Origin of the sequence: secondary endosymbiont of Ctenarytaina eucalypti (assembly GCF_000287335.1) — a bacterium.
Taxonomy (GTDB): Bacteria; Pseudomonadota; Gammaproteobacteria; order Enterobacterales; family Enterobacteriaceae.
In genome coordinates, this window is sequence record NC_018419.1 from 679612 (window position 1) to 699507 (window position 19896).

The 19896-nt window shown below is 45.7% G+C and carries 16 protein-coding genes; 13 read left to right on the forward strand and 3 right to left on the reverse strand.

Annotated features, from left to right (window positions below; genetic code table 11):
* Positions 1-2077: 2077 nt before the first annotated feature.
* The gene (gene efp, locus A359_RS01930) at positions 2078-2644 is read right to left on the reverse strand and encodes an elongation factor P (RefSeq protein ID WP_014888164.1); all 567 of its coding nucleotides are present in this window, start codon (positions 2642-2644) and stop codon (positions 2078-2080) included.
* A gap of 41 nt (positions 2645-2685) precedes the next feature.
* Here efp and epmB point away from each other — a divergent pair, with 41 nt between their 5' ends.
* The 5 genes from epmB to A359_RS04425 all read left to right on the forward strand — a co-directional run bounded on the left by epmB (position 2686) and on the right by A359_RS04425 (position 8802).
* Complete coding sequence (epmB, locus tag A359_RS01935) at positions 2686-3714, forward strand: EF-P beta-lysylation protein EpmB (protein ID WP_014888165.1); 1029 nt, start codon at positions 2686-2688, stop codon at positions 3712-3714.
* A 2476-nt stretch (positions 3715-6190) separates the two neighbouring features.
* Complete coding sequence (tsaE, locus tag A359_RS01940; RefSeq protein ID WP_014888166.1) at positions 6191-6646, forward strand: tRNA (adenosine(37)-N6)-threonylcarbamoyltransferase complex ATPase subunit type 1 TsaE; 456 nt, start codon at positions 6191-6193, stop codon at positions 6644-6646.
* 474 nt (positions 6647-7120) lie between these two features.
* Complete coding sequence (locus A359_RS01945) at positions 7121-7342, forward strand: hypothetical protein (protein WP_044104506.1); 222 nt, start codon at positions 7121-7123, stop codon at positions 7340-7342.
* 1072 nt (positions 7343-8414) lie between these two features.
* Complete coding sequence (locus A359_RS04165; protein WP_052306310.1) at positions 8415-8594, forward strand: ATP-binding protein; 180 nt, start codon at positions 8415-8417, stop codon at positions 8592-8594.
* Positions 8569-8802, forward strand: coding sequence for a hypothetical protein (locus A359_RS04425; RefSeq protein WP_160142723.1), 234 nt, complete (start codon positions 8569-8571; stop codon positions 8800-8802). The genes A359_RS04165 and A359_RS04425 overlap by 26 nt, the downstream gene beginning before the upstream one ends.
* Positions 8803-8908: 106 nt before the next feature.
* On the opposite strand, the gene A359_RS04170 is transcribed toward A359_RS04425, so the two are convergent.
* Positions 8909-9112 (reverse strand): hypothetical protein, encoded by a 204-nt coding sequence (locus tag A359_RS04170; protein ID WP_160142724.1) that lies wholly within the window; start codon positions 9110-9112, stop codon positions 8909-8911.
* Positions 9113-9245: 133 nt separating this feature from the next.
* Between A359_RS04170 and A359_RS04175 the strand changes: the two genes are divergently transcribed.
* Positions 9246-9728 (forward strand): hypothetical protein, encoded by a 483-nt coding sequence (locus tag A359_RS04175; protein WP_014888169.1) that lies wholly within the window; start codon positions 9246-9248, stop codon positions 9726-9728.
* 23 nt (positions 9729-9751) lie between these two features.
* On the opposite strand, the gene A359_RS04430 is transcribed toward A359_RS04175, so the two are convergent.
* Entirely contained in the window at positions 9752-9910 is a 159-nt protein-coding gene (locus A359_RS04430; RefSeq protein WP_160142725.1) for a hypothetical protein, read from the reverse strand.
* Positions 9911-10206: 296 nt separating this feature from the next.
* Here A359_RS04430 and miaA point away from each other — a divergent pair, with 296 nt between their 5' ends.
* The 7 genes from miaA (at position 10207) to rnr (ending at position 19869) form a co-directional block, all read left to right on the forward strand.
* On the forward strand, positions 10207-11145 hold the full coding sequence (miaA, locus tag A359_RS01955) for a tRNA (adenosine(37)-N6)-dimethylallyltransferase MiaA (RefSeq protein ID WP_044104718.1): 939 nt from the start codon (positions 10207-10209) through the stop codon (positions 11143-11145).
* A gap of 112 nt (positions 11146-11257) precedes the next feature.
* Positions 11258-11563, forward strand: a complete 306-nt coding sequence (hfq, locus tag A359_RS01960) for an RNA chaperone Hfq (protein WP_014888171.1) — start codon at positions 11258-11260, stop codon at positions 11561-11563.
* A 561-nt stretch (positions 11564-12124) separates the two neighbouring features.
* Positions 12125-12388, forward strand: a complete 264-nt coding sequence (locus A359_RS01965) for a hypothetical protein (RefSeq protein ID WP_160142726.1) — start codon at positions 12125-12127, stop codon at positions 12386-12388.
* A 637-nt stretch (positions 12389-13025) separates the two neighbouring features.
* Entirely contained in the window at positions 13026-14243 is a 1218-nt protein-coding gene (hflK, locus tag A359_RS01975) for an FtsH protease activity modulator HflK (protein ID WP_014888173.1), read from the forward strand.
* Between the two features lie 3 nt (positions 14244-14246).
* Positions 14247-15263 (forward strand): protease modulator HflC, encoded by a 1017-nt coding sequence (gene hflC, locus A359_RS01980; RefSeq protein ID WP_014888174.1) that lies wholly within the window; start codon positions 14247-14249, stop codon positions 15261-15263.
* Positions 15264-15618: 355 nt separating this feature from the next.
* Positions 15619-16917 (forward strand): adenylosuccinate synthase, encoded by a 1299-nt coding sequence (locus A359_RS01985; protein ID WP_014888175.1) that lies wholly within the window; start codon positions 15619-15621, stop codon positions 16915-16917.
* Between the two features lie 393 nt (positions 16918-17310).
* Positions 17311-19869, forward strand: coding sequence for a ribonuclease R (gene rnr / locus A359_RS01990; RefSeq protein WP_014888176.1), 2559 nt, complete (start codon positions 17311-17313; stop codon positions 19867-19869).
* Positions 19870-19896: the final 27 nt, after the last annotated feature.

Here is a 19896-nt window from a genome sequence, read left to right on the forward strand (position 1 = left end):
CGTTTAGCAGCAACTGAAACCGTTCATTCTTCTTCCCATGAAGATGTCTATTCTCATTACTAAAGACATAACCAGAAGCATGTCTATAAATATGTCTTTCGCAATCGCTTGACTAATGGATATTATGTCCAAAGATAGAAGCTAAGGTACTCTCCGGGAATTATATACTGTTGTTATAGTCAGCCATGACCTGATCTCGCGCCAGCGCTTGATGTTATGATTACAGTTGCTAGGTTTTGATCAGTGTTCCTACGGAAAATAAATGCCGGCCTCATGGTACTCTACCCCTTATCAGAATATCCTTAAAAAAGCTAAATTAGATTTTCTATATCGGGACTGCAAATATCGTTGGCTGCAACACTCAGATGAGAGCTATCACCTTGACCGTAATTCTTACATACTTAGTTCAACCTAAAATCATCTATCTTTCAATATATTAAGAAGATTATTTCTACATCACGAGTGATGCATTACATAACACACCTTCTTTCTCGAATGTATTCAATAAGTTCTTTGGAGCATGGTTATGATCTCTCACGGCCTAGCACTTATTAGAGCTGCTCTCTTTGAACGTCGCTTTGAGCACTTTAACATCAGCTATGAGTAATGATAATGCATACCGCTAACATCACGCATTTTTGGGTCCAAAGGGTGTCAGATAAATTACGCTAAAATAGCATTTTTGATAACCTTCATGAACCTCTTTACAGTTTCTACACTCCTCACTATCACTGATTTCCACAGAAAGATAAGTTTCATCCCAGCTCTTAAGAAACTTTAGGTAGAGCGGAAAAGTTTTACTCCATGTTATGACCAGTGATAAGCTGAAGTTATTGGCCGATATAATTAAAGAGCTAATAAAAGTACGCCCTTCATCAATGTAAGATGAATAATGCCTGATATATCACAGTCTATATTATAAGCGTAATAGGTCTAGTGTGACTATCATCTAACGCAACCCTCGGAAAGATTATGCACAAACAGTTTATTTGGCGCTAGAAGTGCCGCATGAAAATACTGTTGAGTAAAGCAGGCTCTGGTTTAGTGTACTAAAAAAGCAGGTTACGTATTTAAAAACGATGCCTCTGTGGTGAAAGACCCATAAACAGTAGTTTCTAGGCGCTATTGAATACATGGTAGTAGTTTGTGATGAGTTAACAGTAAACTAGCTTTATTATAACGTCATGAAAACGATTTCAGAGATTACTGATAGCGCCCCTCCAATGCAGCTCTTTGAATATGACTATCTCACCTCTCCTGCTTGCGTATCATAGTCAAGCAAGATACGGTATGCTACACAGTGTTTGTTAAAGAAAATTACCTTATGTTTTTTATTATGACGGTTTTAGCATAAAACGCTCATCACCTTACATTCTCCGATTTCTCACACAGTCTTAATCAGATAATTGCATATTGAAAAATAAAGCGATTAAATACAGAGTAATAATAAATTTTATTGATAAATGGTCTCTGCACAACAGTCATGATATTCAAGAAAAGCAAGCAAGTGACTAGAGGAGTTCGCTCGCTGAAGTGTTAATACTATGGTTAAAATTGCTAGATGCTTATCTGAGTCTATTTTATTATTATCGTTTTTCTGGAATCAACAGATACTGTTCTGTTGGTTTAGCGATCCGCGTCCACCATGTAAGATCAAATGATACGGTAAGATTTTAAGAAAAAGTACCTATAACGTATATAGACTTTTCTACCAGACGCTAATAATAGCACAGCATGATTCGCTATCTTTCAACACACCTCCTTAAATGTGCTAGTGGCAACACGATAGCAATAGTTCAAGCGCTAAACTTGCGTACTTTGCGAGGAAAAACGAAAACCCGCCCGAACCACATCACAATAGCTGTTCTAGCAGTTAAACCCTGACAACTTTTCATTAATTTACTAAAATAAACAGCAAAAAAGCTACTGAATTAGCTTGGTAAGCCTAAGCGCTATAACGCTCCGAACACACCATGCTCCTGTACAGTGAGCATCAGAGGATACAGTATGATACGCATCAAAATGATAATATCATCTAATAAAGTTATGTATTTTAAGCCGCTCTGTACATAACACGTTATTTAACCCGGGAGACATATACGCCGGAGCGCGTGTTGACTTTGATGACTTCACCGTTTTGCACGAAGAGCGGCACTTTGACCACAGCGCCGGTGGTTAGTGTAGCGGGCTTTCCACCGGCGCCCGCCGTATCCCCTTTGAGGCCGGGATCTGTTTTAATGATTTCTAATTCCACAAAATTAGGTGGTGTCACGGCGATCGGCTGGCCATTCCACAAAGTTAGTACGCACTCTGCCTGCTCTACTAGCCATTTAGCGTTTTCGCCAATCGTTTTGGCATCAGCAGCCAGCTGTTCAAAGTTTTCATGATTCATGAAATGCCAAAACTCACCATCGTTATATAGGGCGGTCAGGTTCACATCCATAACATCGGCGGATTCTACCGCATCACCGGCTTTAAAGGTTTTTTCCAAAACTTTACCAGAAATCAATTTTCGAAGACGGACTCGGTTGAACGCCTGACCTTTCCCAGGTTTCACGAATGCATTATCAATGATCACGCAAGGCTCCCTATCAAGCATGATTTTGAGACCGGCACGGAATTCATTGATACTATAAAATACCATGATAGTCCTCTTAAAGATAAACGGGGGTCATGCAGCCAAAAATGGAACATACTATAATTAGCAATGTACCTGATAGAGCCGAATGGTTAGATCAACTTGCCTATGTCATAACCGATCCCGTGCAACTCTTAGAGCTGCTTGGACTTGGGCAACACCGCACTCTACGTGAAGGCGCCAAAGCCCGGCGCCTATTCCCCCTGCGCGTACCACGAGCTTTTGCGGCGCGCATGGTACCGGGCGACCCGGACGATCCACTATTGCGACAGGTCATTACAACACGTGACGAATTCTATTCAGTACCAGGATTCAGCACCGATCCGCTAGACGAGCAGCACAGCGCGGTGCCTGGACTACTGCATAAGTACCACAACCGTGCGTTAATGCTGGTAAAAACCGGCTGCGCGGTCAATTGCCGCTACTGTTTTCGTCGCCACTTTCCCTATAAAGAAAATCATGGTAATAAAACGAATTGGCTGAGCGCCGTGGCCTATATCCGGCAGCATCCTGAGCTACATGAGATCATTCTTTCCGGGGGAGATCCGTTAATGGCTCAAGATCATGAACTGGAGAAGCTGATTTGTTTGCTAGAAGACATTCCCCACCTGACTACTCTACGTATTCACAGTAGGCTTCTAATCGTCATCCCAGCACGTATTACCGCAAAACTCTGCAAGCGGCTAGCTGACTGCCACCTAAAAGTTATTATAGTGACTCACATAAACCACCCCAATGAAATCGATGTCACCGTGTGCGATAGTATGGCACGATTACACGATGCACGGGTTACATTACTCAACCAAAGCGTACTGCTGCGCGGCGTAAACGATAATGCTGATACACTAGCCCTTCTCAGTGAAACTCTTTTTTCCGCTGGCATTTTACCTTACTACCTGCATGTACTGGATAGAGTAGATCAGGCTGCACATTTTATTGTCGAGGATACGCAAGCACGGGAAATTATGCGGCGGCTGCTAGTCAAAGTACCCGGCTATCTCGTACCGCGGCTCGTACGAGAAATTGGAGGCGAGAAAAGTAAAATACCGCTGGATCTTGGACTTCGGCAACGTTAATAGCATGAAGTCCCTATAAGGAACCCGCTAGTGCTTAAGCTCTTACCGGATAGAAAGACTCCACCTCGGGGGCCCGGTAGAGCAAAGCGCCCGCATCTTACAGCTTGCCGAAGATGGCGCGCGCTCCCCCCCGTAGCTGTCTAGCTCGTGCGCAAGGACGAGCATATTAGCAGGAGGTAATAACGGTATAAGGTTGCGACTCAGATATATTCATAATACACTTTGAGTGTGATGCAGTATCATACAAAATATTGAATTTTTGTTTCCTCGTTTTAGTCAGGTCACTTAGGAGGTCGCTGCAATAATCATGCGCTATCTGCCAATCAACATGACATTCTTAATACTACACTAGCTAATCCTCCCTCTCTGTTATCGCTATTGCAGCGCTTCGTTAGATATAGGTGCTGTTGAATACGCTAGTATACATCATGAGTTAGTCGCCAGAAAATGACCTTGTTAACACTACGAAGACGGTGTTAACCAAACCCTAACAGGGCGCACGCTAGTTACATGAGTTGGACATTGCCATCAAACCTCATCGACGCACGTATCCCGGTGATACAGATATCGAGGACCACTCAGAAATATTTTATAATTAAAACAGTTTAATATAGCAACGGAACGCAAGGTTCAGTCATCGGTCCCGTGTCCTGTTAGACTGCTCTATTACACCACCTGTTTTGCTTCATAAGTGATTTTACTGTACGGTTAACCGATACTGAAGAGGCAATTTTTCGCACTATTTTACTAAAAAGATTTTATCTACCCCAGGTAGGGGTTGTCGGAACTATGCTGCAGACCTTTGCATTACGCCTTCAGAAAAGACTATAATTTTACTACTATACCACATAAATAACTTAACTGAGTATTGACATTTTTTATGATGATAAAAATTTTCTTCTTGGGCGTTCTGCGCGATAGAGCCCATTTATGCATCTTATCCAGCCAGCAGCTTTATAAGTTTATAAATTGCAGCAGCGTAAGCCCCGTAAGGCTCTGAGAGAAAATTAAATATGCGCTGCATTATTAGAACCATGGCTGATCAGCACATCTAAATGAGATAAAAGCTATCAATGCTATTGAAGCGTAGATCTCTCTTTTTTATACGAGCAATATGATGAGCGCACCCATTTTCAGACTGCTTAAGAACTCCGCGCATTGCGGAATGTCTTATAATTAGCCCGATTAGTGATGCTCCCCCTTTGATTGGGCGATGGAAAACATGTGGTGCTCCCATGACCACTAAAAATGCCTTACAGTATCCGCGTCATCTCAAAAAAGCCTATCGTAGATACATCATCAGTTATACAATTTAAGGTATGCAAAAAATAAATCTCCTACGGAGAGCACCAGTCTCTCGCACAACCTTTGTACAGACCCTAGATGCTTCCTTGTATGGATAAACCAACATGTATAATGATTGTCTACGAAAAAACCTAAGAACCGCGATGAACATCAGCATTTTCAGAATTAGATTTACGAGCAAGGGAAAATTCGCCACTAAAACGATATGCTGTAACAAAAAGAAATGGTATATTTTACCCAGACCAGGCGGGCCCTCCGCTACAAAGCGGAGCCCTGTTGATGATCTTAAGGATAAAAAATCACAGGGCTCATCCGGTATGTTAGGAACTGCATCATGTTCCAAAAAAACTTCTTAGTGTTACCAACACCGAGCAGTAAAGCCTAGGCTGATATAGTGCTCAGCCGGGTTTATTCTTAAAATCTGTACACATGAAGTCAGATGCATGTAAAGTTAAAGTAAGAATCTTGATCATACTCAAAACCCGGCCTCAACCTCATGGCAAGGACATCAAACAGCACGATGCGGGATAATACGGCTAAGCCTAATCAAGTCGTATAGCTGCATAAAAAGCCATAATACACCAGACTTGCGCGCTCAGTAAAATAAAACAAACTATTACGTTGAAAAGAAACATAAGAGAATGAGTGCTTGCATTAGTAAAATCACTTTATAATAAAAAAATAAGAGCTCTTAACCCTGTAGCACAGTCTGTAATTAAGAGGATGAGACGAGGGTTCGTCTAGATGCTCCCATCAAATGATTAATGATGCCTCAATGTATTAAGTATAGTATTTTTGCATAAAAAAGGACTTTATTGCTCTACTGCAAATTAGGTGTAACGTCATTATTCTGCTTTTCAGAAAACCGGCATTTACTCACTTAAGATCATGCATGATATTTTTGCAGAAAAAGCGCGTGGTAAAAACATTAAATAGGCCATGTTTTAGACGCCGAGGGCACTTAACGTGCTGCTATTAAATTCTGATCAACTTCACAATCGAGTGATCACGTTTCGCCCGAGAAAATGTGGGTTCTTCCCACTACGTACTGCATGTCGCCACCACCACTCATCTACGGCAGAAAAGGAATCAGTTATATGTTGTTAGCTAAAGATTTACTGCGAGCATTCTCATATAAACCCATTTAGAGCTGATCGCATAGTAAGCGGACATGAAAAAGCGTATTATCTTCCTTCCGAATGAAACGGCAACCATCGCCTTCGGCGCAGCATTAGCTACGGCCTGCAGGAAGGCATGTGTTATTTATCTTTATGGCGACCTCGGTGCCGGGAAAACTACAGTTTGCCGCGGATTTTTGCGTTCTCTGGGGTATGAAGGCAATGTAAAAAGTCCCACTTATTCTTTAGTAGAAGCCTACATATTACCATGCTGGGTAGTTTATCATTTTGACCTTTACCGTTTGGTAGATCCGGAGGAGCTTGAATTTATGGGAGTGCGGGACTATTTCGATAGTATCGCCATATGTTTAGTTGAATGGCCGCAGAAGGGGGGGGGGTTCTTGCCAATAGCGGATATTACCCTTAGGCTCGAATATCAAGGGGAAGGACGGCAGGCGCTAGTGCAAGCCTTCAGCCCAGCTGGGGGGAGTGTTCTAGCACATCTCTGATGCCACTGAAGGAATCGCAGTCATGATGCTGAAGTGCAATGTCATATTAGTGCTGGTAACAGCAGTCTGCACACTTGTAAGTGTGACAACAGTCACGACACTCCGCAATGTTCCCATTACGAATAACACCAATTAATCGACAGTCATTCTCTGTTTTAATCAATACCTACTTTACGCTTCTCTCTAGTATCATCCGGAACGGGTCATGATAGACATTTTCTAAAGTGCTAAAGTGGCAAGGTTCAAAAACTATCGCTTACTTCAGAAACAATACTGTGATGAAACGTATATTCTAACCAGAAACTTGATCGCTCAACAGAGGTTACGCCTAGCATTCGAGCTAAGCCCTGAATCCCAGGCGCAGGCCATAAAATAGCAGGCACTAAGGCCATCAAGATTGAGGAAAACCCCTTATCAACCGGGGCTGACAATAGTCGAGAGCTATGGAGCGGTTACAGCGCTGATATAGACGCCATGCAACTGGGGTTAGTGAAGGACGGCATGCTGGTATTCACGATAGGTATGGACGACGGCATGCAGATCCCAGGGAGCAAAAAACTCAATAGTCTGTATGAGCGACATGTAACCATCTCTATTGTATGCAAGCTGCAAATACCAACTCAATTGGGAAAGATGCTCAAAACAGTCTTGACCCCGCGAAGGCGATTCTTGCGTGTCTCTGATGAGCCGTTTTGACGTAGCCTAGAAAGAAATCGACAGCGTGTTGCTGTCCCCGTTCACGATTATACCCAACCACAGCGTTATCGGTTCTGGAGCTAGAGTTAGGTCATGCGTAGCTGATAGGGTGCGGTTATTATACGATAATGCGATGCTGAGATAACTTCAGCAGGTGGCTTTCTGCATAAATACAGGCCCAAAATGCTAGTCTCAGGACAATGCGCTCGCCGAACAATCTATCGCTATTCGTAAACACAGGCTGTATTAGTCATAGGTGGGAAGCGTAACATCTGAACAATCACACAGACCAGCATCAGATCACCCATGCCCTCTATCTGGACGCGCGCACCTGCTTTCTGGTACAGGCAGTAAAAATTTGCTAAAATCTTAGAAGATTGGCCGTAGGCTGTTAGACATCAGGTTAACACCGAGACCAACAGATTCGACCTAGATTTTTGTTGCTTAACCCAGCACTATTTCGCCTCCTCTTTACCAGCAGGCCTCTAGAGGAGGCCTCTGTCTGGCAACAGAGGTGCGCAATATTTATTTACTCTATACCCTATACCATAAGCATACCTAGGTCATTGAAAATCAGCATTTCAATAACAAGGGCTTCTTAGAAAATGCAAGCAAGTTATCATCAGCGCTCAGGGTGCTAAAGTAGACATCTCAAGATTAAAAATTGCTAGTTGGTTATCTAACCCAGCGTAGCTGTACTATGAAGTGAAATGAGGTCATCTCAATCATGTATATGCTTGACTGGATAGCACTCTAAGGAATGCCGCGTTCCATCAGAATAATATCATTATGCCTCTGCTAACGCAGCCATTACTCATACACTTTCTTGAAGTGCAACAATCTCTTTTCCATACACATTATTTGTTGAAATCGATGTCGTGAACGCCAGTAATGGTTATTGAAAACCGCTATTTATTCAATCATCTCGTTTAATAACATGATTCTGAAACATATATTGATCATCATCACCCAACTTGATTCATAGGCCCCTATTATTATTCTGATTCAATTACTTCCACCTGCTCTTATTAATAAAATTTCTGCAGGTTTAGTCGCCTCACGACCTTTCCCAGTGTTAAAAGAACTTCTTAAAAATAGTCTTGAGAACGGCGCAACCCGTATTGAGATTGATATCGATCGCGGCGGCACTAAACATATCCATATCCATATCCGCGATAACAGCGGTGGTATCGCTAAAGAGGAACGCGCGCTGGCGCTGACCCTCCATGCAACCAGTAAAATCGCAGATTGAACCATCTCGAAAGTATTACCATCATGGGCTTTCTCAGCGAGACATTGGCCAGAATAATCTCCGTGTCGCGTTTGACTTTAACCTCAAGCACAGCCTAACAGATCGAAGCATGGCAGGTATGACCCGAGGGGCGCGACATGACAGTGACACTACAACGCACTGCCCATCCGGTCGGAACGACGGCGGACGTTCTGGATCTACTTTATAATACACCCCTCCCGACGTAAGTTTATGCGCACCAAAAAAATGAAGTCACTCATATCGATGCAGTACTTCGTTTTATCGCGCTCACACGATACAACGTGAGCTTCATTTTAAAGCACAACAGGAAAATGCTGCGTCAGTAGCGCAGCATGAACCAGAAAATTATCCCCCATGTAAGCGCTGACTAAACTTTTCGGTACCACATTTTTCGAGCTAGCCAGCCCTTTGGGCATCTTGGCAACAGGGGCCTGGAGAAACATCTCTAGGCAGCGGATCCGGCTCGGAGGAAATGAGCTGAGATACAGTACAGCCATGTTACTCAACGGACGGTTCGCAATGAAATAATTCATCATGCCATCCGACAGGCATACTAAGAACAGCTAGCAGAGAGACAACAGCCGGACTGCGTGTTGTTTCTTGAAGTAGACCCGATTCAATTAGACGTTAATGTGCATCTCGCTACACGAGGTGCGATTTCGCCAGGCACGACTAGTAGGCGATTTTATTTATCAGGCAGTGGTGAGCATCCTCCAGGTACGTATAAAGACCAGCCTGTTGATCACTAAAGAGTATGCGAGACTGAGCCAGTCCGAATACCATGAGATGTCCGGTCAGGTGTCGATGGATCGTGCGAGTACTGCATCGCATCAGCATCCCCGTGGTGCCACTCACGGCGGAGCAGAACGAATGCGCAGTGACCACTTTCAGGACAAAGAAGGCTCGATTTACCAGCATGTGATGCAAACCATGTCGCTACCGAAAGAAGAGAAAACTTTACAAACTAATAATTGTGCACAGCAACATCCTATTGGTGTCTCTCCTTTCGATGGCGAAAACGATACAAAGCATGCCGACACCACTCCCTACAGTTTCGGTATAGTATTAATCCCTTGCAGCATCCTGCGATGCGCTAGTAGAATCAGAGAATAGCCTGTAGCTATTATCACTTCAAGTTACAGAACGTAACCTAACCGAATAGTAACTGACGACCAGCAATGAACATCTTCCTTCTCATCCGCTCCTAACTCCACTTCGCACGCCGTTTCCAGATGACGAGACCATAGCCCTGCAACGCCATCAGTCACTGCTGAAGGAGGTAGCATCGTACACAAGGCAAATCTTTATCAAGGAATAATACATGCGGTGCCTGTACTATTAAACAAAAAAATTTACAGACATTGATTCCAGACTTGTTACGCTATTTTCACCACAAAACGTCGGTTACGCATCATCAAATTGCAGTCTATCTTGCCCTCTGACTAGAGAAAGCATCGGCTGTCTAGAGCCATACTTGGGCTATACAATTGCTTACAGAGGTTGAGCGGATATACCCTAATTGGCTGCGATCCCCAGCTGCCGGAGTTCTGGTAAGATTGAATTTTTGAAGCTGCTATTAAAGCCCTGCAGGATGACAAGAATGACACGCCTACGCGAGCATCAGGCTATCTTTTTGATGGGGCCTACCGCCTCTGGTAAGACCGCCCTCGCAATAGCTTTATGCCAACACTTACCCGTAGAGATTATCAGCGTCGATTCCGCAATGATTTATCGCGGCATGAATATCGGCACGGCTACGCCAAGCGAAGAAGAACTAACTCGAGCACCCCATCGACTGATCAATATCCGTGATCCGGCTGAGGCTTATTCAGTGGCCGAATTCCGACGCGATGTGCTGAAGGAAATGGCAGAGATCACGAAGGCTGGTCGTATACCATTGCTCGTAGGTGGGACCATGCTCTACTTCAAGGCGCTGCTGGAAGGATTGCCTCCCTTGCCCGCGGCAGATCCCAAAGTGCGAGAAGACATTGCACGCACGGCGGAGAGGCTGGGATGGCAGGCGTTGTATCTACAATTGCGAGAGATTGATCCGATGGCCGCAAATCGTATTCACCCTCATGATGCACTGAGACTATCGCGCGCATTGGAGGTGTTTTTCATTTCGGGTCACACTCTAACAGAACTAACTAAAATTTCCGGTAAAAAGCTTGCTTATCGGGTGCATAAATTTGCTATTGCACCACTTGAGCGTGTATTGCTGCATCAACGTATTGCAAAACGGTTTTATCAGATGTTGGCTGCGGGATTTGAGCAAGAGGTTAGTATGCTTCTTGCCCGAGGGGATCTTCACCGAGACATGCCATCCATGCGTTGCGTCGGCTACCGACAGATGTGGTCATATCTAGCTGGTGAAACCGATTACGATCACATGGTATTTCACGGGATTTGTGCAACACGACAGCTTGCTAAGCGTCAAATTACCTGGATGAAGGGATGGAGTGATCTTCATTGGCCGGATAGAGATGAAACTGCTGCCATCGGCAGGATAATACAGGTTGTTAGTGCATAGGTTGGATGATTGTGTACAATTGATGAGACTACACGCGCTTTTTACAACAATTATTTTATTTAGAGCCACATGGTTCTTGTTATACACAACAAGCACATAAGGAAAAAACAGAATGGCTAAGGGGCAATCTTTGCAAGATCCGTTCTTGAATGCGTTGCGTCGGGAACGTGTTCCGGTTTCTATTTATCTAGTAAATGGCATTAAACTACAGGGGCAGATTGAATCTTTCGATCAATTTGTCATATTGCTAAAAAACACGGTAAGTCAAATGGTTTACAAGCATGCTATCTCCACCGTCGTACCTTCGCGCCCTATATCGCATCACAATAACAATCTGAGCGGTATCTCCAGTAGCTATCGCCATGGCAGCATCTCTGATGCACAACCGTCGCAGCCGGAAAAAAAACATGACGAATAACGTCCAGCCCGGTTAATCTTAACACAGCACTTTAGCATGCTGTTGGCACGGATTACCTGAGATTATAGCTTCAGTATATACAGAGATGTACAGACGTCTGCTTGTTTAACCTTTATTATGCAGGGAGCAGATACCACCGGCCTATATATTTTTTCAACAGACAAGAATTATGAAAGATATACAGCAGCGTTAATTCCCGCTCTTGTCCCTATGAGTAGAGGTGGTTGAGATGGTTAGAAACTACTGCAAAGCACTACGGCTTCATTAATATTCTAGACAAGGGTAGAAAGAGAGAAGTTCACAGAGATGACTAAAATCCGTAGCGCGCGTCTGTATGTTGCTTGTATTGTGTCTTCATTTTCTGCCTATTCGGGTCATCTGCAACGCCTGTGCAACTAGCGGGTTATCCGCACAGAGATTATGTGACATACATGCTCTACATTGCATGCTGAGACTACGCAACCGCTCACGAGGGTCATAAGAAGAAGCAAGAAAGATCCGCTAATAAGAGCCGGCCATGCTCAGCTTCTCATTGAGAGATTATACCAACAGCGAAAAGGCTTGCTGTGTAATCTGAATACCGGGGCTAGATATGATGCTCAGCTGTTTGAAATGCTTAACCGGCTGCTCCAGCGTATCGCCCTCAGCAACATGAGGGAGATCGTTCTGGTAGACGGACTAAAATTGCTCTACCCTCTTTCCCAGAAGCTGGCGAGGGTGTTTAAATCAATACCATATGAAATGCGGTTAGCTAGCATTCTGCTATATAGCTTTGAAGTCGCTTATACGCATACTACTGAAAACACTAATGTGGTGAACGTCTAGAGCTGCGTAAGATCGCATTCAACAGTATTCTAACTTCAGTGGTCATTAATAAAAAAATCTGACTGATAATGTAGGGCCTCGCATCTTACTTGCGATCCAGAAAGCCGATTGGTGCAGGTGTCATGTTCAGGGACTATATCAGAGAAAACGATAACGTTCCTGATGCCTGCACACTGTACTGAGGTGTTTTGCCCTCTGATGGCGATCTCCCATTAGCTGTCCCTATAGTTTCGCCCGCAGGCCTGGCTAATATCGCATCTATTTTTACAAACTGAAAAATATAAAAAACCTGCATCCAGTAATCTAGAAACTTGGGAACAGTATATTGCATCATTTAGAATCATGTTGTTCTACTATGACATTTTATTAGAAATGCTTGTCCTATCGCAGCTGGGGTTTTCGCATGGAGTCTGACTGGATACTGTTAGTGTTCAAAGAGTACTCGGTTGACTGAAGCACAGACCTACAACTTAATTACTTTCACAAAACCCTGCAGGGATTGTGTTGTGACGACCCATCATCGACTGGCATCACATACTATAAGCAGGTATGGCCTGAATATACTTATCTGCTCTGACGGTCCTTTGGGAGTGCAATCCTGAAGATTACTAATGTAAAGTAACAATGGAGCTAAAACATGGCTTGGAACCAGCCCAGTAATAGTGGACATGACCGTGATCCGTGGGGAGGCGGTACTAATAATAGCGGCAACTCTGGCGGGGAAAAAAATAACCCCGGGCATGTGCCAGGGGCGCTTAATCTAGATGATCTCTTCCGCACGCTCAGCCGGAAGCTAAGCGTGTTCGGCAAAAAAAGCGGCGGCGCTGGCGGAGCACGTAGAAACGGGTGCTATTTCGGCCTAGCGATTGCAGCCGTGGCGCTTCTCTGGGCGGGCGGCGGCTTCTACACCATTAAAGAAGCAGAGCGCGGTGTAGTGCTGCGTTTCGGTAAGTTTTCTCATATCGTGCAGCCTGGCTTAAACTGGAGGCCGACTTTTATTGATACAGTGCGCGCGGTTAACGTAGAATCAGTGCGGGAACTGGCGGCTTCAGGAATAATGCTGACCTCCGATGAGAACGTGGTGCGGGTTGAAATGAATGTACAATATCGCGTGACAGATCCCAAGCATTATTTGTTTAGCGTCACCCATGCCGACGACAGTTTGCGCCAGGCCACTGACAGTGCTCTACGAGGCGTTATAGGTAAATATACGATGGATCGCATCTTGACAGAAGGTCGAACCGTTGTGCGTAGCGATACCCAAAAAGTACTAGAAGAAACCATTCAGCCTTATAACATGGGCATCAACCTGCTGGACGTTAACTTTCAAGTCGCTCGCCCTCCGGAAGAAGTGAAAGCAGCTTTTGACGACGCCATCGCCGCACGGGAAAACGAACAGCAATACATCCGCGAAGCGGAAGCCTATGCCAATGAAGTCCAGCCACGGGCTAACGGTCAGGCCCAGCGTATTCTAGAAGAGGGCCGTGCCTATAAAGCTCGCACTGTACTCGAAGCGCAAGGGGAGGTGCAGCGTTTTGTCAAGGTCCTTCCGGAGTATAAAGCGGCACCCGGCATCACCCGTGAGCGTCTTTATATCGATGCGATGGAGCGCGTACTATGCAAGACCCGAAAAATTCTGGTCACTGACAAGGAGGGGAAGAATGTATTCGTACTGCCGCTAGATAAAATGTTGTCTAGCCAGCCGGATGGCAATCGAAAAACACCATCAGGCAACGAACCACTGAATCTGTTGCGGCTGTCTTCTGGAACCGACGAGGGGGACAGTGAAACTGTTATGGATCAGCGCCGCGCCAATGCACAGCGTTACGATATAAAGCGTAACAGGAGGGAATAATCGATGCATAAACCTTTTATGATTCTATTAATTATAGTGCTACTCGCGTTGTATGAGTCACTATTTGTGGTACAGGAAGGACAGCGAGGCATCGTCCTACGCTTTGGTAAGGTATTGCGCGAGGAAGACAATAAACCCTTGATTTACAATCCAGGGCTACACATGAAGATACCCTTTATCGAAAAGGTTAAAAATCTCGACGCACGCATTCAAACCATGGAAAACCAGGCTGATCGATTTGTAACCATGGAAAAAAAAGACCTGATCGTTGATTCGTATATCAAATGGTGTATCAGTGACTTCAGCCGCTATTACCTGGCGACCGGAGGAGGCGATGTATCGCAGGCGGAAGTATTACTGAAACGGAAGTTTTCCGACCGCCTGCGTTCTGAACTTGGGAAGCTAGATGTTAAAGGCATCGTCACCGACTCTCGCAACCGCCTGATGACTGATGTGCGAGATGCGCTCAATAATGGGACTTCCGGCAACGATGAAGAGATAAGCGCTACCTCGGCCGATAACGCTATCGCCTCCGTCGCCGAGCAGGTGGAGCATGAAGCTAATAGCTCCCAAGCAGCTGTAAACTCAAATAGTATGGCGGTGCTGGGCATTAAAGTGATGGACGTACGCATTAAGCAGATCAGCCTTCCGACGGAAGTATCTGATGCTATTTATCAACGCATGCGCGCGGAACGTGAGGCCGTCGCACGCCGGCACCGATCGCAGGGACAGGAAGAGGCGGAGAAGTTGCGTGCAGCCGCGGATTACGAAGTGACCCGAACCTTGGCGGAAGCTGAACGGCAGGCGCTGATTACCCGAGGTGAAGCGGATGCAGCCACCGCAAAGCTGTATGCCGATGCGTTCAGCCGGGCTCCGGCATTTTATGCATTTATCCGAAGCCTTCGTGCATATGAAAACAGCTTTAACAGTTATAATGATGTGATGATTTTAACCCCAGACAGCCATTTCTTTCGCTTCATGCAGTCCCCGGAAGATGCCCGAGGGAAAAACCATCCCTAATGGTTGTCTTGTAAAGTGCATTAGGCTCGATGACTCCTCAGCTTTTTTTAACGTGATGTCATCAGTGTAGCTATTGACATAGTGCTTGGTTAAGTCTTACTGCGAAAAAAGATCGGGGTATCAATACGCTTCCCTGTTATTTATTGCCAGATGATAGATTATGCTGACAACAGCGACCCGGGAGAGGGTCCGTCGTTTTTTCGGCAATAATTTAGTTGTCGTCTACTGCGTAGTATTCCGTATTTTTAATAAAAAATAGACACTTAATATCAGAAACAACCATCGTGAAAAAGTGCTGAAAGTCATGGATGCAGATGATAGAATCCATTTTTAAGCAATCGGGTAAAGTTAAGATATGGGTAAGAATATCGTCGTACTTGGCACTCAATGGGGTGACGAAGGTAAAGGCAAGGTTGTCGACCTACTAACCGAACGGGCAAAATATGTTGTTCGCTATCAGGGCGGACACAACGCCGGCCATACTTTAGTTATCAACGGTGTAAAAACAATCCTTCATTTGATCCCCTCAGGCATTCTACGTGAAAACGCCCTTAGTATTATCGCCAACGGCGTCGTACTTTCCCCGGAAGCCCTTATAAAAGAAATTTGGACGCTAGAGGCGAAGGGCATTCCAGTACGCAAGCGCATGCTAATTTCTGAGGCCTGCCCCCTCATTCTTACCTATCACGTAGCCATGGATGTCGCGCGCGAAAAAGCTCTCGGCGCCACATCTATCGGTACTACCGGGCGCGGCATAGGTCCGGCCTATGAAGATAAAGCGGCACGACGCGCGCTGCGTGTCGGTGATCTGTTCAATAAAAAGACTTTCGCTGCTAAGCTTAAAGAGGTTGTAAATTACTATAATTTTCAGCTGGTACAGTATTATGAAGCCGAAGCGGTAGATTATCAAAGAGTGCTAGATGATGTTCTAGGAGTAGCCGAGGTTCTGACCGAGATGGTAGTGGATGTCTCTGAAATGTTGGACGCTGCCCGAAAACGTGGTGATATAATAATGTTTGAAGGCGCCCAGGGAGCACTGCTAGATATCGATCATGGGACCTATCCTTACGTTACCTCATCCAATACTACCGCCGGTGGGGTCGCTACCGGCTCCGGGCTTGGCCCTCGCTATATAGATTACGTTCTTGGCATCGTAAAGGCATATTCTACCCGCGTCGGGGCTGGTCCATTTCCTACCGAACTATTTGACGACACAGGCAAGTTCTTGTGCAAAAAGGGCAATGAATTTGGGGCCACTACTGGCCGTCGACGCCGTACTGGATGGCTAGATGCTGTAGCGGTACGCCGTGCGGTGCAGCTTAACTCTCTTTCTGGCTTTTGCCTCACCAAACTTGACGTCCTTGACAGTCTACCAGAGGTAAAAATCTGCACCGCCTATCGCCTTTCTGATGGCAGCATTGTGGAACATACTCCTTTGGCAGCAGAAAAATGGGACGAAATTGAACCGATTTATGAGATACAGCCGGGATGGGAGGAAAGCACCGTAGGCGTCAAGCACTTCGATAAGCTGCCTTATGCGGCACGTCGCTACATCAAACGCATAGAAGAAATGACCGGTGTACCAGTTGACATTATTTCGACCGGGCCTGATCGTACTGAAACCATGATTCTACGCGATCCCTTTGACGCTTAGCGGGGGTCAGGCGTAGATTAGCAATAATGAGAGACAACCGGGATTGACCCGGTTTGTTTTTATATTCCAATTGATTATCCCACTATAATCACAAACTTTCTCATTACCAATTAACAGGCATTAAGGTCCCTTGCTGCTTAACGTTTACTCTTTTTGGTGCAAGTTTCCCTTTTTTACCACTGTGCATGCTCTAACGGAGATTACAGGGCCTTCCATTGACACGTGTTCTGAGGCTGAAAAGGTCCTGCCCGAAGGTAGTTTTATAGTATTCATAGCATCATGCCATACCTTGCGTGGCCGGCATGATTGCGCTAAACGCCACCCTATAAAAAACCGCGCTTTCTCCCACTAGCGGAAGAGCGTAGCCTATTTTGACATTATGGAGATAGCAGAATGTCACAAAATCCCTTTATGGAACGAGAGGTGAGGAAATATGCGTTCCAGATACCTAGCCGAGACTTCATTCTCTCCCATTTAGCCAAGCGTGAAACGCCGGCTAATCGAGAAGAATTAGCACAAGAACTAGATATCAGTGGCGAAGATCAATTAGAAGGCTTGCGCCGCCGCCTGCGCGCGATGGAGCGTGACGGACAACTGATTTTTACCCGCCGAAAGTGCTATGCGCTTCCAGAACGACTCGATTTGTTGCGCGGAAAAGTTATCGGCCATCGTGACGGTTTCGGTTTCCTCCGGGTCGAAGGCAGTAAAGATGATTATTATTTATCCGCCGAACAAATGAAAATGGCGATTCACGGCGATGTTGTCATGGCTCAACCGCAAGGCTCGGACCGAAAAGGCCGCCGTGAGGCACGTATTGTACGAGTGCTGGTTCCGAAAACCAGCCAAATCGTAGGGCGCTTTTTCATTGATGCCGGCAGTGCTTTTGTCGTGCCGGACGATAGCCGTCTCAGTTTTGATATCCTGATCCCGCCGGACGTAACTCATGGAGCCCTCATAGGGTTCGTGGTGGTGGTGGAATTGACTCAGCGTCCTACACGGCGCACCAAAGCCATAGGTAAAGTAGTCGAGGTGCTGGGTAATAATATGGGTACCAGTATGGCAGTAGATATTGCGCTTCGCACGCACGATATTCCCTACCTCTGGTGGCCAGAAGTCGGACAGCTGCTCGAGAATTTGCAAGAAGCAGTACCAGAAGAAGCTAAGCGCAACCGTATCGATTTACGTACATTATCTTTTTTGACCATCGACGGAGAGGATGCGCACGATTTCGATGACGCAGTGTACTGCGAGACAAAACGTAGTGGAGGCTGGCGTCTTTGGGTAGCGATTGCTGACGTAAGCTACTATGTCCAACCACATACACTTTTGGACCAGGAAGCAAACCGGCGAGCGACTTCTGTCTATTTTCCCTCTCAGGTCATACCAATGCTCCCCGAGGTGCTGTCTAACGGCTTATGCTCCCTAAACCCTAAGGTAGACAGATTGTGCATGGTATGCGAGATGACTATCTCCGCCCAGGGTCGTCTCTCTTCTTACAAGTTTTATGAAGCTGTGATACATTCTCACGCTCGCCTCACCTATAACCAGGCTTGGCAGATCTTAAAGGGACAGGAGGGTTTAGACATCCATGATGCATCACTAACTAAACCGCTAACACAGTTGCATAAAATGTATCAGACGCTAGAAGAAGCCAGATTGCGGCGTGGGGGCATCTCTTTTGAGACCGAAGAAGCTAAGTTCATATTCAACGCGGAACGTCGCATAGCGCGTATCGAGCCAGTGCAGCGCAATGATGCCCATAAACTAATCGAAGAATGCATGATTCTAACGAACATTTCTGCAGCACGATTTGTCGAGAAACATAAAGAACCGGCGCTTTATCGCGTACATGACAGGCCAAGTGATGAGCATATCAACTCATTACGTGCGATATTAGGTGAACTTGGACTGACCTTAGGGGGTGGCGACAAGCCTGAGCCTAAAGATTATGCGCATATTATGCAGCTAATCGCCAGCCGCCAAGACCACGAAATGCTGCAAACTATGTTGCTCAGATCGATGAAACAAGCAATTTACGATCCCGAAAACCGCGGCCACTTCGGGCTAGCCCTGCAAGCGTATGCTCATTTCACCTCACCTATTCGCCGCTATCCAGATCTTGTACTTCACCGGACAATTAAATATCTTCTTGGGAGAGAGAATGGCGACGTCAATGGGAGGTCTACATCAACCGGTGGCTGGCATTCTGAACAGGAGGAAATGTTACAGCTTGGGCAGCAATGCTCTCTGAGTGAACGACGAGCCGATGAAGCTACCCGAGACGTAGCAGACTGGCTAAAGTGTGATTTTATGAAGGATCAGGTATGGCATGTTTTTAGGGGCGTCATTACCAGCGTCACTAGTTTCGGTTTCTTTGTGCGTCTGGATGAACTGTTTATCGATGGCTTGGTGCATGTCTCTTCTCTGGATAATGACTATTACCGGCATGATAACCTTGGTCAGAGGCTGATAGGTGAGTCCAGCGGAACAATATACCGTCTGGGGGATGCGGTAACAATCCGCGTCGAAGCTGTACATATGGACGAACGAAAAATCGATTTTTCATTAATTTCTAGCGAACGTAAACTGCGCACTACAGGAAAAACCAAGCCTCAGCGTCAGAAGAAAGCGGGCCACAGTCATATAGCCGGAGCCCTAAAGCGTCGACGCAGAAGTCAAAAACCCGTCAATTTTTCACCTGATCGCGCATTTCGAGCTAGAGGGAAAGCAAGCGACAAGCCTGAAGATGAACGTGGCATTATTATAGAAACAGATCAGAGTGACCACGTAACTCAGCCTACGGTCCGGCATGAACGCAACCGGACAGGCAGTCCCACATGCTTAGTACGAGAAAAATCCTCTCCTGAGTGGGATGCGAAGAATAAAGTTGCCAGAGGAAAACTACGTCGTCACAGGAAGCCCACTTCTTCTTCTGGTCGCTCAGAATACTGAGCGCAGGGACGTGACGTTCATTACCTA